Origin of the sequence: Halomonas sp. G11 (genome assembly GCF_001663515.1) — a bacterium.
Lineage (GTDB): Bacteria > Pseudomonadota > Gammaproteobacteria > Pseudomonadales > Halomonadaceae > Vreelandella.
The window spans coordinates 76,561-90,194 of the sequence record NZ_LYXG01000007.1; the positions used below are offsets into that span (position 1 = coordinate 76,561).

General features: G+C 57.7%; 10 protein-coding genes. 7 read left to right on the plus strand and 3 right to left on the minus strand.

Annotated features, from left to right (window positions below; translation table 11 throughout):
- Positions 1-28: 28 nt before the first annotated feature.
- Together ADS46_RS04325 and ADS46_RS04330 are read right to left on the minus strand one after the other, a co-directional pair.
- A complete protein-coding gene (locus ADS46_RS04325; RefSeq protein ID WP_066316749.1) occupies positions 29-1,741 on the minus strand; it encodes a methyl-accepting chemotaxis protein in 1,713 nt (570 codons plus the stop codon).
- A 252-nt stretch (positions 1,742-1,993) separates the two neighbouring features.
- Entirely contained in the window at positions 1,994-2,806 is an 813-nt protein-coding gene (locus ADS46_RS04330) for an outer membrane protein assembly factor BamD (protein WP_066316751.1), read from the minus strand.
- A gap of 159 nt (positions 2,807-2,965) precedes the next feature.
- Here ADS46_RS04330 and rluD point away from each other — a divergent pair, with 159 nt between their 5' ends.
- From rluD to ilvN, 5 genes are all read left to right on the plus strand, one after another.
- On the plus strand, positions 2,966-3,925 hold the full coding sequence (rluD, locus tag ADS46_RS04335; protein ID WP_066316753.1) for a 23S rRNA pseudouridine(1911/1915/1917) synthase RluD: 960 nt from the start codon (positions 2,966-2,968) through the stop codon (positions 3,923-3,925).
- A complete protein-coding gene (gene pgeF / locus ADS46_RS04340; RefSeq protein ID WP_066316758.1) occupies positions 3,922-4,677 on the plus strand; it encodes a peptidoglycan editing factor PgeF in 756 nt (251 codons plus the stop codon). The genes rluD and pgeF overlap by 4 nt, the downstream gene beginning before the upstream one ends.
- A 145-nt stretch (positions 4,678-4,822) precedes the next feature.
- Complete coding sequence (gene clpB, locus ADS46_RS04345; RefSeq protein WP_066316760.1) at positions 4,823-7,417, plus strand: ATP-dependent chaperone ClpB; 2,595 nt, start codon at positions 4,823-4,825, stop codon at positions 7,415-7,417.
- 414 nt (positions 7,418-7,831) lie between these two features.
- Positions 7,832-9,556, plus strand: coding sequence for an acetolactate synthase 3 large subunit (locus ADS46_RS04350; RefSeq protein ID WP_066316763.1), 1,725 nt, complete (start codon positions 7,832-7,834; stop codon positions 9,554-9,556).
- A complete protein-coding gene (gene ilvN, locus ADS46_RS04355; protein WP_066316765.1) occupies positions 9,556-10,047 on the plus strand; it encodes an acetolactate synthase small subunit in 492 nt (163 codons plus the stop codon). Before ADS46_RS04350 ends, ilvN begins: the two co-directional genes overlap by 1 nt.
- 72 nt (positions 10,048-10,119) lie before the next feature.
- On the opposite strand, the gene ilvY is transcribed toward ilvN, so the two are convergent.
- A complete protein-coding gene (ilvY, locus tag ADS46_RS04360) occupies positions 10,120-11,007 on the minus strand; it encodes an HTH-type transcriptional activator IlvY (RefSeq protein ID WP_066316768.1) in 888 nt (295 codons plus the stop codon).
- A 197-nt stretch (positions 11,008-11,204) separates the two neighbouring features.
- On the opposite strand from ilvY, the gene ilvC reads away from it, so the two are divergent.
- Positions 11,205-12,221 carry a ketol-acid reductoisomerase gene (ilvC, locus tag ADS46_RS04365; protein ID WP_066316776.1) on the plus strand — a complete coding sequence of 339 codons (1,017 nt, stop codon included), beginning with the start codon at positions 11,205-11,207 and terminating at the stop codon, positions 12,219-12,221.
- Positions 12,222-12,401: 180 nt separating this feature from the next.
- A complete protein-coding gene (gene pssA, locus ADS46_RS04370) occupies positions 12,402-13,289 on the plus strand; it encodes a CDP-diacylglycerol--serine O-phosphatidyltransferase (RefSeq protein WP_066316778.1) in 888 nt (295 codons plus the stop codon).
- The last annotated feature ends 345 nt before the right edge of the window (positions 13,290-13,634 follow it).

The window sequence follows — 13,634 nt, forward strand, 5'->3', positions numbered from 1 at the left end:
CGTGGCAATGAAGACAGCGTTCTTTTGCTTAGAAGCTTTCCCACTCGGGCTGGGGTTTCTGCTGGCGCAATGCGGTTCCCGAGGCGGCTGGCGCAGCGTTAGCGGTGGTCTGAGACGAAGCCAGGGCCATCGCGTGGTCGGAACCGCTAGAGGGCAGCCTGAAGATGGACATGGAGTCGATCAGCTTATGAGCATTCTGGCGCAAGTTGTTGGCCGCCGTGGCGCTTTCATGTACCAGGGACGCGTTTTGCTGGGTGACCTGATCCATCTCGGTAACCGCTTGGCCGACTTCCTGTACTCCGGCACTCTGCTCGGCGCTGGCATGGCTGATTTCTTTCATGATGTCGGTGACCCGGCCAATCGCCGCCACGATCTCTTCGGTTGACTTGTTGGCGTCGGCAGCACGCTCGTTGCCGTGCTTGACGCGCTCCAGATTGCTGGAGATCAAATCATTGATCTCCCGGGCGGCGTCGGCACTACGCTGGGCAAGTTTGCGCACTTCTTCCGCCACCACGGCGAAGCCGCGGCCGTGTTCGCCAGCACGAGCCGCTTCCACGGAAGCGTTCAGCGCCAGGATGTTGGTCTGGAAGGCAATGGCATCGATGGTGGAGATGATTCCGGCGATTTCCTGTGAGCTCTTGTTGAGGTCGTTCATGGTGTCGGCCACCTGACGCACGGCGTCACCGCCCTGTGTCGCTGTGCGGGAAGCGCTGGTCGCTTCCTGGCTGGCCTGCTCGGAGTTGTCGGCGTTGAGTTTGACGGTGCTGTTGAGCTGCTCCATGGCAGAGGCGGTTTCTGCCAGTGCGCTGGCCTGTTGCTCGGTACGTGATGACAGGTCGTTGTTGCCCTCGGCAATTTGCTCGCTGTTGCTGGCGACCGCCTGGGCCGATGCCCGCACTTCGGCGACGATGCCCTGCAGCTGGCGGGCCATCTCCACCTGAGAGGCCATGATGCTGCGCTTGTCGCCCTTCTTCAGACGTCCTTGGCTATCCAGTTCGCCACGCCCAATGGCTTCGGCAAACGCCTTGACTTCGTGGGGCTCGGCGCCCAGCTCACGCATCAGCTGGCGGGTCATGAAGACCGCAATAAAGCCGCCCACAAGCAAGGCGAATACCGTCAGGCCGAGCATCTGCATCTGGAAGCCGGATGCGGTATCGCGAGCGGACGCGGTGGTGGCGTTATTTAGCTGTTCCTGATGATCGATGAACTGGTTGATGCGGTTGAGCCATTCGGCATAAGCAGGCCCGACTTCAGCCAGCAGTAACTGCTCAGCCGCTTGATAATTTCCTTGCGCATGGGCATCCAGTACTTCGTCGGTGAGCGCACGGGTCGACTCTGCCTGCTCTTCAATACGACTGAGCAAGGTTTGCTCTTCGCTATTGTTTTGACCTTGCATGCCAGCGTTCTCGGCGATAACGCTCTGCATGCCCGATGAGGCGCTTGCGTAGTTGTCCTGCAAGCGCTGCATGGTGTCCTGAAGCGCGGTAATATTGCCATCGCCAGTGAGTACAATATCGCGCAGCGCGATGGCGCGGTCGTGGACGCTGCCGCGCCAGTCGATCGCGTGACGCTGCTTTGCGCCGTTGACGTCGTTGATGATCGCGAGGTCACGGTCAATCTGGTTGACCTGGTAGATGCCAATGCCCGTCAATATCACGAGAAGCGCGAGGAGTGCCGAAAATCCCAGGGTAAGACGTGTGCTGATCTTGGTTCCCGTGAACCGTGATTTTGACAAAAGCATTGAGTTTCTCCTTAGGCACCGTTCAGATGCTTGATCATGTTGGTATGAGGATAGTAGTCATTTATATAGCTTTTGTACAATTTTTTACTGGCAGGTTTGGTGGGTTTTCAAGCTAACTCAATGATAAATAAGAGTATTTAAATCAAAAAAAGCCACGCATTTGCGTGGCTTTTAAACGAATTTTTGTCAAAAAACTTGTACAGCGTGTTTGTTAGCTCACGTCAGCGTCTGGCATAGCGAGTACGCGCAGCGCTAATCGATATGTTTGGGTACAAACCGGTTGCCCTCCAACTGGTCGTGGTTGGGCGCATTGTCACGCAGCACCGCGAGCACCTCGTTGGCACGGTCGTCCATTTCCAGGCCCAGGTAGCCTTCTACCATGGTGGCGAGTGCGTCGTGGGTGGCGTTGGATTCAGGGTATTTTTCGACCACCCAGCGACCGCGCTCAACGGCGGCGAGATAGGCGCCGCGGCGCAGGTAGTAGTCGGCCACGTGCAGTTCATGGCGAGCGAGCAATTCACGCAGGTACACGATCCGCTGCTGAGCGTCCGGCGCATACTCGCTTTGGGGGTAGCGTTGGATCAGTTCCCGGAAGTCGCTGTAAGCATCACGCGTGGCCCCCAGGTCGCGCTTGGAGATATCGATCAAGCGCAGGCGCTCCAGGCTGAAGCGCCCCGCCTGCCAAGCAGACAGGCCCCGCAGGTAATACGCATAGTCCACCTGAGGGTGGTCGGGGTGCAGGCGAATGAATCGGCTGGCGGCGGCGCGCGCTTCTTCCCAGTTACCATTCTCGTAATAGGCGTAGATCAACTCCAACTGGGCCTGTTCGGCGTGCTCGCCAAACGGGTAGCGGGTGTCCAGCGCCTCAAGGCGTTCTACCGCGATATTGAAGCGGTTCGCATCGAGAGCGTCGCGCGCCCGTTCATAGAGTTCACGCTCGGCAACGCCAGCGTATTCGTCCTCGTCGTAGGCTGTGTCGTTGTTGCCATTGCTGGCGCACCCAGCAAGTAAAGCAAAGCTTAAAGCAAACACGCCAAAGCGATTGGCAGCGGAAAAAACGCGCATCATCATCCTCGTTGCAAACAAGCCTCAATCACCGAAAAGCGACGATGGCCATGAGTAGAAATGGTAGAATAAGTCACAGTCAGCCCACTATAAATCACCTCGGCAAAAAACGCAGGCTTCGCATGACATTGCCGGGGTGTCGTCAAAGGAAATTATCCCATGCCTCGCAGTGTTGAAGCGACGCAACGCGTGCCAACCTCTTTGGCAGGTGCCCGATTGGACCAAGCAGCGGCCGAGTTGTTCAGTGATTACTCCCGTGAACGGTTGAAAGCGTGGATCAATGCCGGTGAATTGACGGTCGATGGCGAAAAAGCCAAGCCAAAGGCAAAGTTGCACGGTCACGAGACACTCGTGCTGCAAGCGACACTTGAAGAAGATACGCGTTTCGAGCCTCAGGCGATTCCGCTGGATATCGTTTTTGAGGACGAGACGGTGATGGTGGTCAACAAACCAGCCGATATGGTGGTTCACCCGGCGGCGGGCAACCCGGATGGTACCCTGCTGAACGCCCTGTTGTATCATCACCCGGCCCTGGCGGAAGTTCCCCGGGCAGGCATCGTGCATCGACTGGATAAAGATACCACCGGCCTGATGATGGTGGCCAAGACCCTGCCCGCGCAAACCGCCTTGGTTGAGCAGCTACAGGCGCGCAGTGTTTCCCGCCAGTACGATGCCGTGGTGATTGGCAAGCCGATCGCGGGCAGCACGATCGATGCACCGATTGGACGCCATCCCAAAGACCGTAAGCGACAGGCGGTGAACGCTTCAGGCAAACCGGCGGTGACCCATTTTCGTGTGGTAGAGCGTTTTCGTGCACATACGCACGTCCGCTGCCAGTTGGAAACCGGGCGCACCCACCAGATCCGGGTCCACATGGCCCACGCCCGCTACCCGCTGATTGGGGATCAGCTCTACGGCGGGCGCGCCAAGCTGCCGCCTGGCGCTGCGGGGCCATTGAAAGACATACTGCGCGAATTTCCCCGCCAGGCGCTGCACGCACGCAAGCTGAAGTTTGTCCACCCTGTTAGCGGCGAAACACTGACTTTCCACGCAGGCCTGCCCGATGATCTACTAATGTTGTTGGACTACCTGCGCGACGATAGCGAGACCATGCGATGAGCGATGCCATTGACCTCAAGCCCACGCTGTTGGTGCCAGATTGGCCGGCACCGGCTAACGTGGGGGCGTTTGTCACTACCCGGGAGACAGGGCCCAGCCAAGGTGACTTTGCGGCCTTCAATCCGGCCACCCATGTGGGTGATAACGCCGACCATGTCGACCTGTGCCGTCGTTTACTCGGAAAAGAGCTCGGCGATGAGCGTCCATTGCTGTGGCTCAATCAAGTCCATGGCGCGCGCGTTCAGCAGGCTTTTCAGGCCGGGGCGCCAGAGGCTGATGCAGCGATTGCCAATGACCGCGACTACGCCTGCGTGGTGCTGACAGCCGACTGCCTGCCGGTGTTGTTTTGCAACCGGGCGGGTACTCAGGTGGCGGTTGCCCACGCGGGCTGGCGTGGCTTGGCAACGGGCGTTTTGGAAGCCACGGTCTCGGCGATGAACAGTGAGCCGGACGATATTCTGGTGTGGCTGGGGCCGGCGATATCGAACGCGCAGTTTGAAGTGGGTCCCGAAGTCTATGGGGCCTTTGTGGCAGCGCAGCCCGAAACGGCGGATGCGTTCGACCACAGCCCTTATCGTCTGGGGCATCACATGGCCGACCTCTACCGGTTGGCCCGCTTTCGTCTTGAGGCGTTGGGCATTCATCACATCAGCGGTGGTCACTTCTGCACCGCCTGCGAGTCACGCTTTTACTCCTATCGCCGAGATGGTGGCCGTACCGGCAGAATGGCCAGCGTGATCTGGATCAAGTAAATCAGCAGACCGTCACTCTTGCCCTTGAAACCTCCTGGCGCTGACGCCATTTAACCAGTCAAGCTAATCGTGATTAGCACGAATGACGACAGGTTATCGGGATACGCCGCACGTCCAAACGCGCGGCCACCCCCAGGAGGAAATTATGCGATTTGATAAATTTACCGCCAAGCTCCAGGCCGCCATTGCCGAGGCGCAATCGCTGGCTGTGGGTCGCGGGCACAACCAGCTTGAGCCTGCTCACTTGCTGCTGGCGCTGCTGGATACCAAAGATACCGGCATCAAGGCCCTGGTCGAGAAAGCCGAGGGCAGCAGCTCGCGTCTGCGCGATGGCTTGGTTCAGCAACTGGACGATTTGCCCAAGGTCGGCCAGTTCGATGGCGAAGTGCAGCCCTCGCGGGATTTGGTCAAGCTTTTCAACCTGACCGACCGCGAAGCGCAGAAGCGTGACGATCAGTTTATTGCCAGCGAGCTGGTGCTGCTGGCCGCACTGGAAATGAACAGTGCCATCACCAAGTTGATGAAGCAGGTCGGGCTTACCCGCAAAGCGCTTGAAGCGGCCATTGATAGCTTGCGCGGCGGTGCCAAGGTGGACGATCCAAACGCCGAGGACCAGCGTGAGGCGCTCAACAAGTACACCCTGGACCTGACTCAGCGTGCGCTGGGCGGCAAGCTGGATCCGGTGATTGGCCGCGACGACGAAATTCGTCGCACCATTCAGGTGCTACAGCGGCGCACCAAGAACAACCCTGTTCTCATTGGTGAGCCCGGTGTCGGTAAAACCGCCATTGTCGAAGGTCTGGCGCAACGGATCGTTGATGGCGAAGTCCCTGAAGGCCTGAAAGACAAGCGCGTGCTGTCGCTGGATATGGGCGCGCTGCTGGCGGGGGCCAAATTCCGCGGCGATTTCGAAGAGCGCCTGAAAGCGGTGCTCAAGGAGCTCTCCCAGGAAGAGGGCCGAGTGATCCTGTTCATCGATGAGCTGCACACCATGGTCGGCGCAGGCAAGGCCGAGGGCGCCATGGACGCGGGCAATATGCTCAAACCGGCGCTGGCCCGCGGTGAGTTGCATTGCGTGGGCGCCACTACCCTGGACGAGTATCGTCAGAATATTGAAAAAGACGCCGCCCTTGAGCGCCGTTTCCAGAAGGTGCTGGTCGACGAGCCCACGGAAGAAGATACCGTGGCGATTTTGCGCGGCTTGAAGGAGCGTTACGAAGTTCACCACGGCGTGGATATCACCGATTCGGCGATTATTGCCGCGGCGAAACTCTCCACGCGCTACATTACGGACCGTCAACTGCCTGATAAAGCCATCGACCTGATCGACGAAGCGGCCTCGCGTATTCGCATGGAGCTGGATTCCAAGCCCGAGGAGATGGATAAGCTCGACCGCCGCTTGATTCAGCTCAAGATGGAGCGCGAAGCGCTTAAGAAAGAGACCGATGAGGCGACCAAAAAACGCCTGGAAGCGCTCAATAACCAGATTCATGAGCTGGAGCGCGAGTACGCGGACCTGGATGAGATCTGGAAAGCCGAGAAGGCCAGTATTCAGGGGGCGGCGCAGTTCAAGGCCGAGCTGGAGCAGGCCCGTATCGATCTTGAACAGGCACGCCGCCAGGGTGACCTGGGCCGCATGTCGGAGATCCAGTACGGCAAGATCCCTGAGCTGGAGAAGAAAATCGCCGAAAGCGCCGACAGCGAAACGGATACCTCAAGCCATCAGCTGTTGCGCTCCAACGTGACTGAGGAAGAGATTGCCGAGGTGGTTTCCCGCTGGACGGGCATTCCGGTCGCCAAGATGCTGGAAGGCGAGCGGGACAAGCTGCTGCGTATGGAAGAGGCGCTGCACGAGCGGGTGATCGGCCAGGATGAAGCGGTCGAGGCCGTGGCCAATGCCGTGCGCCGGTCGCGGGCTGGTTTGGCTGACCCCAACCGGCCCAACGGTTCCTTCCTGTTCCTCGGTCCCACCGGGGTGGGCAAGACCGAGCTGTGCAAATCGCTGGCCAACTACCTCTTCGACACCGAGGAGGCCATGGTGCGCATCGATATGTCGGAGTTCATGGAGAAACACTCCGTGGCTCGCCTGATCGGTGCGCCGCCCGGCTATGTAGGCTATGAAGAAGGTGGCTACTTGACCGAGGCCGTGCGCCGCAAACCCTATTCGGTGATGCTGCTCGACGAGGTAGAGAAGGCTCACCCCGATGTGTTCAATATCCTGCTCCAGGTGCTGGAAGACGGGCGTTTGACCGACGGTCAGGGCCGCACGGTAGATTTTCGCAATACCGTGATCGTCATGACCTCCAACATGGGCTCTGACATCATCCAGCGCATGGGCGGTGGCGCTGGTGATGACCAGGACAGTAATTATGACGTCATGAAAGACAGCGTCATGGAGGTGGTGGGCAATCACTTCCGGCCTGAACTGATCAACCGCATCGATGAAGTGGTGGTCTTCCACGCGCTGGGTCAGGAGCAAATCCAGGCAATTGCCGGTATCCAGTTGGAACGCCTGAAGGCACGTCTGGCTGAGCATGACTTGAGCCTGGAAATCAGCGACGATGCCTTGGCACAGTTGGCCGTGGTGGGCTTCGACCCGGTCTATGGCGCAAGGCCGCTCAAGCGGGCGATTCAAAGCCGTATTGAGAATCCCTTGTCCCAGGATCTGCTGGCCGGCAAGTTCTCGCCTGGCGACACCATTCATATCAGCGCAGAAGAAGGTAAATTAGTCTTCTCTTAAGATTTACTTCTTTACCTGCCAGCCCCGCTTGACCACGTCTGCGGGGCTTTTTTTACCCTGAATCAGGCTGTTTGTCGGCTTTCGCTGGATCGAAGGTTGACAGGCTGAGGATGCTAATGGAATCTTGTGGGTTCCTGATTTGCGGGCGCGGAACCAACGGGTAACCCCCACTCCCCGCGCGAAGGGTAGGCGAAGGCCTCTACCCGCCGAAGGACTTCCGGGCTTGGGCTAACCGTCCGACCTGGCCAACGCCCCGACACGGCAAACCGCCGTGACAAGAGTGCAGGCCCTAACCGGGCCTTATGCCAGGGTTTGGCATCAGGTGCCAGCAATGGCTGGCAGCGGCATACCGCCGCACTCGACACCGTAGAATCGTCTGCGGATCGCACTCGAGACCTCCAGGGGAGAAACACTGTGGAACTGCTTTCCGGCGCAGATATGATTGCCCGCTTCTTGCAAGATGAGGGCGTCGAATACATTTATGGATATCCCGGCGGTGCGGCGCTGCATATATATGACGCGCTTTTCCGCCAAGACAAGGTGAAGCACATTCTGGTGCGGCATGAACAGGCGGCCACCCATGCAGCGGACGGTTACGCACGCGCATCGGGCAAGCCCGGCTGCGTGCTGGTCACGTCAGGCCCGGGGGCCACTAATGCCGTGACCGGTATTGCCACCGCCTATATGGACTCGATTCCGATGGTGGTGCTATGCGGGCAGGTAATGAGCCACCTGATCGGCGATGATGCTTTCCAGGAGACCGACATCGTCGGTGTGACCCGTCCGATCGTGAAGCACAGCTTTTCGATTCGTCACCCGTCCGAAATCCCGGAAGTGCTCAAGAAAGCCTTCTATCTGGCGGCCACTGGCCGTCCTGGCCCCGTCGTGGTCGATATTCCCAAGGACATGACCGCGCCCACCGAGCGTTACGAGTACGTCTATCCGAAAAAGGTCAAGATGCGCTCGTACAACCCGGTCACCCGGGGCCATACCGGCCAGATCAAGAAAGCCGTTGACATGATGCTCAAGGCCAAGCGACCGGTATTTTATACGGGTGGCGGCGTCGTGCTTGATAAAGCGAGTGAGGGCTTGACCGATCTGGTCAAGCAACTGGGCTTTCCCATTACCACGACGCTGATGGGGATTGGTTCGTACCCGCAAAGTGACCGGCAGTGTTTGGGTTGGCTTGGGATGCACGGCTCCTATGAGTCCAACATGGCCATGCACCATGCGGACCTGATCATCGCCATCGGCGCGCGTTTCGACGACCGCGTCACCAACAACACATCGAAATTCTGCCCAACGGCGAAGATTGTTCACGTTGATGTCGACCCCAGCTCGATCTCCAAGACCGTGCGCGCCGACGTGCCGATCGTGGGCCCGGCGTCAAGCGTCATCAATGAGATGATCAGCCTGGTGCAGGGCCGGGAAGTTGCGCATCCGGAAGCGCTCACCGACTGGTGGCAGAAAATTGATGATTGGCGTGCTGAGCGTGAGGGCAAGCTCTATGAGCCGTCCACTCCAGGCGAAGCGCTCAAGCCTCAAGAGGTGATTGAGGCGCTGTGCCGGGTGACACGCGGTGAAGCCTATGTCACCACCGACGTCGGTCAGCACCAGATGTTTGCGGCACAGTACTACAAGTTCGATAAACCCAACCGACTGATTACCTCAGGCGGACTTGGCACCATGGGGTTTGGCTTTCCCGCCGCCATGGGCATCAAGCAGAACTTCCCGGATGATGACGTGGTATGCGTCACCGGTGAAGGCAGTTTTCAGATGATGATGCAGGAGCTATCGACCTGTAAGCAGTACGGTGTCGGCGTCAAGATTGTCAACCTCAACAATGCTTCGCTTGGCATGGTGCGCCAATGGCAGGACTTGAACTACAAGTCACGCCACGCCCATTCCTACATGGAGTCGCTGCCCGATTTTCATATGCTGATTGAGGCTTATGGGTTTACTGCGATCACCGTGACCACCCTTGAGGAGTTGGAACCAGCGCTGGAGCGTGCGTTTGCCGACAAGCATGAACTGGTGTTTCTGGACGTGAAGGTCGACCCTTTCGAGCACGTCTATCCGATGCAGGTGCCGTTAGGCGCCATGCGCGACATGCTGCTGTCTAAAACGGAGCGTACCTGATGCGTCATATCATCTCGATTCTGATGGAAAACGAACCGGGTGCGCTGTCACGTGTGGTCGGGCTGTTTTCCCAGCGAAACTTCAACATTGAAACGCTTAACGTGGCTCCCACGGAAGACCCGTCGCTCTCCCGCCTGACGGTCACCACGGTGGGCGATGACAGGGTGATCGAACAGATCACCAAGCACCTCAACAAGCTGATTGATGTGGTGAAACTGGTGGACCTCACCGAAGGCAACCATATTGAGCGCGAGTTGATGCTGGTGAAGGTGAAAGCGCTAGGCGCGGCCCGTGACGAAGTGAAGCGCACGGTGGATATCTTCCGCGCGCAGGTCGTCGACGTGACGCCGAGCCTCTACACCGTGCAGATCACCGGCGATGCCGCCAAGCTGGATGCCTTCCTGCAGGCCATGGCGCCGGTGGGTATTCTGGAAGTGGCACGTACCGGGGTGTCGGGCATTGCCCGTGGTGACAAGGTGCTGTCGCTTTAAATTGCTAGTCGTTAATGCTGTTCAAGAAGGCCGCCCCTGTGAAGGGGCGGCTTTTTTTACAAGTGACGTTTTTTAGCGAGCGCTGACGGTGGCCCAGAAGGCGTCGATCATGGGGTTTTTCAAGCGCCGGTTGAGTACGCATAATCCAACATCGTAGTGAGGTAGCTCAGGCTTCACGTTCAGCACCTGGACCCGCCCGGCCAGTGGGCTGTTATCCAGTACGATTTTCGGCACGACACCCACGCCAAACCCCAGGCCTACCATGCTGACGATGGCTTCATGCCCGGCCACCTGGGCATAAATCCGCGGCGCAATGCCCAATGCCTTGAACCAGGTGTTGGTGTGCTCCCTGGAAAGCCCCGCTTCAGACAGAATCATGGGCACCCGTTGCCACTGCGCGGCGGTCGAGCTTTCGGGTTCGAGCGGTAGCCAGTCCTGTGTCTCGTTGGGCGCAATGAACACTAACGGCGAGCGTGTGAGCGATTTAAAGGCCAATGCGCCAGGCGGAATGCGCGGGCGCGGCGTAATCGCCATATCGTCAGCGCCATCCAGCACGCGGGTCATGGCGTTGGCGGGGTCGCCGGTGTGCAGCTTGAGCTCAATGCCCGGGTGACGCGTGCGGACATCGCTTAACAACTCATACAGGAAGCTGTAGCTGGCGGTGACCGAGCAGTAAATACTGATTTCGCCGCGCAGTTGTTCGGTGGTGGCCGCGAGCGTCCGCTTTTGCGTTTCCCACTGTTCCAGCGTGTCTTTCGCATAGTGGTGAAACGCCAAGCCTTGCGAGGTCAGGGTGACATGGCGATTGTCGCGCTCAAACAGGCGAGTGCCCAGTTCCGCTTCAACCTGTTGGATCGAACGGCTTAGCGTGGACGGGCTGATATGGCACAGTTCACTGGCGCGACCAAAATGTAGCGTCTCGGCCAGAGTGGCCACGTGTTTGAGTAAGCGGAAGTCCATGGCAGGCCTGCATCCTCGAGAATATTTCATAAAGTGAAATAGTATGTTGCAAACATAGCGTTTTACGCAACGGTGATGCTGTCGTAGAGTGATCTCAATGCCATATCCCAGTGCCGCGAGAGACGGCACGGGTGGCCATCAACGCTGAACCACACGCTATTCAACTTTCTGATTCAACCTGCTTTTGGAGTTTCGCCATGCGCGTTTATTACGATAAAGACTGTGACCTGTCCCTTATTCAGGCCAAAAAAGTCACCATCGTTGGTTATGGTTCTCAGGGCCATGCCCACGCGAACAACCTTAAAGAATCAGGTGTCGATGTCACCGTTGCATTGCGCAAAGGTTCTTCGTCGGCGGCCAAGGCAGAAAGTGCTGGCCTGAAAGTGGCCACTGTTCCAGAGGCATGCCAAACCGCTGATGTGGTGATGATTCTGGCGCCGGATGAAAACCAAAAGGCGATTTACGAGCAGGAAGTCGAGCCAAACCTGAAAGAAGGCGCGACGCTGGCATTCGCTCACGGTTTCAACATCCACTATAACCAGATCGAGCCGCGCAAAGACCTCGACGTCATCATGATCGCCCCCAAGGCGCCGGGTCACACGGTCCGTTCCGAGTTCGTCAAGGGCGGTGGTATTCCCGATCTTATTGCCATTCATCAGGATGCGTCGGGCAACGCCAAAGAACTGGCGCTTTCCTACGCGGCAGGCGTAGGCGGTGGCCGCAGCGGGATCATCGAAACCACGTTCAAAGATGAAACCGAAACCGACCTGTTCGGTGAGCAGGCAGTGTTGTGCGGTGGCGCCGTTGAGCTGGTAAAAGCAGGCTTCGAAACCCTGACGGAAGCTGGCTATGCACCGGAAATGGCCTACTTTGAGTGTCTGCACGAGCTCAAGCTGATCGTCGACCTGATGTACGAAGGCGGCATCGCCAACATGAACTACTCCATCTCCAATAACGCGGAGTATGGCGAGTACGTGACCGGCACCGAGGTCATCAATGAGCAGTCTCGTGCTGCTATGCGCAATGCGTTGAAGCGCATTCAAACCGGTGAATACGCCAAGATGTTCATCAATGAAGGTAACAGCAACTATCCTTCAATGACCGCGCGTCGCCGCCTCAATGCCGAGCACGACATTGAGCAGGTAGGTGCCAAGCTGCGTGGCATGATGCCGTGGATCGCTGCTAACCAACTGGTTGATAAGTCTAAAAACTGATGGTGGTAAGCAGTTAACGCCACAGGGGTGACTGACGGGGTGCGCATTGGCGCGCCCCGTTTTGCATGGTGCGATTGTTTATGAGCGCTCGGGCGCATTTGGCTGGCTGATAAGTCTTCAGCGTGTAGAATGAAAGTGGTCACTGCTGTTCCCGTGATTTACTTTTAATGGATGAGACCTATGACCCAGGACGCTCGCGATCAAGAGCAACCAAGTTCAGATCATTCTGGCGAAAACCAGGCAGGCAATACTCGACAAGATACCGCTGACCAATCAGAAATAGGCGGCAATGAGGACTTGGCAGCAGCCTTTTTGCGCGACACGGAAGTGGTTGAAGAAGCGGTCGAAGATGGCAAAAAGGTTCGCCGCAAGGGTATCTACCTGCTGCCTAACTTGTTTACTACGTCGGCGCTGTTTTCAGGGTTCTTTGCCGTCGTGGCGGGTATCAATGGTGATTTTACAGCGGCGGCCGTCGCCATCTTTATTGCCATGGTGCTTGACGGCCTGGATGGCCGAGTTGCACGTATGACCAATACAGAAAGCGCTTTTGGTGCCGAGTACGACAGTCTGGCCGATATGATTTCTTTTGGCATGGCGCCTGCGCTCGTTGCTTTTACCTGGATTCTGCAAGACATTGGCAAAACCGGCTGGGTGGTGGCATTTCTCTACGTTGCTTGCGCGGCACTGCGTCTGGCGCGCTTCAATGTGCAGATCGGCAGTGTGGACAAGAAATGGTTTATCGGCTTGCCCAGTCCCTCGGCGGCGGCCCTGGTGGCGGCGAGTGTATGGACATTCCATAGCTTCGATGCGGATGCCTTTGGTTTCAAGCTGCTGATGCTGGTGGTTGTGGCGGCGGCTGGCGTACTGATGGTCAGCAACATTCGTTATTACAGCTTCAAAGACCTCGACTTCAAAAAACCAGTGCCTTTCGTGGTTCTGCTGGCCGTGGTGCTGGGCTTTGTGATGATCTCCGTTGAGCCGTCTGTCATGCTGCTTTTACTATTTGGTGCCTATGTGCTCTCTGGTCCTGTGTTGGCCGTCATGCGCAAGGCAAAACCGAAAAGTTAAAAAATTCCGCACACCCCTTGCGTCCTCGTCAGCAAAGCCGTAAAGTACGCATCCGCTGCCGGGGACGCCCAGCGTTGCCAGCGGTGGATGAGGTGTAAAACCTCAGGTTTGTCAGCAGGTTAGGCAAGCGAGCGTGGTTACTGTGTCATGTCACGCCGTCTCGATTTTCGCCAATCAGTCATTGACAATCCTTCGGAAGTGCGTAGAATACGTCTTCCTCGCTGAGGCCAAGCAGTTCAACGGTTGGCCGAGCTTTTCACTGACGTTTTCGGGTCAGTCAAACAGCAAAGCGAAACGCTCTTTAATAATGTGATCAGGTAATTCATGTGGGCGCTTGCCGATGAG

Coding starts and splice junctions, on each gene's coding strand:
- ADS46_RS04325 (WP_066316749.1), bottom strand. CDS start 1,741: ATGCTTTTGTCAAAATCACGGTTCACGGGAACCAAGATCAGCACACGT.
- ADS46_RS04330 (WP_066316751.1), bottom strand. CDS start 2,806: ATGCGCGTTTTTTCCGCTGCCAATCGCTTTGGCGTGTTTGCTTTAAGC.
- rluD (WP_066316753.1), top strand. CDS start 2,966: ATGCCTCGCAGTGTTGAAGCGACGCAACGCGTGCCAACCTCTTTGGCA.
- pgeF (WP_066316758.1), top strand. CDS start 3,922: ATGAGCGATGCCATTGACCTCAAGCCCACGCTGTTGGTGCCAGATTGG.
- clpB (WP_066316760.1), top strand. CDS start 4,823: ATGCGATTTGATAAATTTACCGCCAAGCTCCAGGCCGCCATTGCCGAG.
- ilvN (WP_066316765.1), top strand. CDS start 9,556: ATGCGTCATATCATCTCGATTCTGATGGAAAACGAACCGGGTGCGCTG.
- ilvY (WP_066316768.1), bottom strand. CDS start 11,007: ATGGACTTCCGCTTACTCAAACACGTGGCCACTCTGGCCGAGACGCTA.
- ilvC (WP_066316776.1), top strand. CDS start 11,205: ATGCGCGTTTATTACGATAAAGACTGTGACCTGTCCCTTATTCAGGCC.
- pssA (WP_066316778.1), top strand. CDS start 12,402: ATGACCCAGGACGCTCGCGATCAAGAGCAACCAAGTTCAGATCATTCT.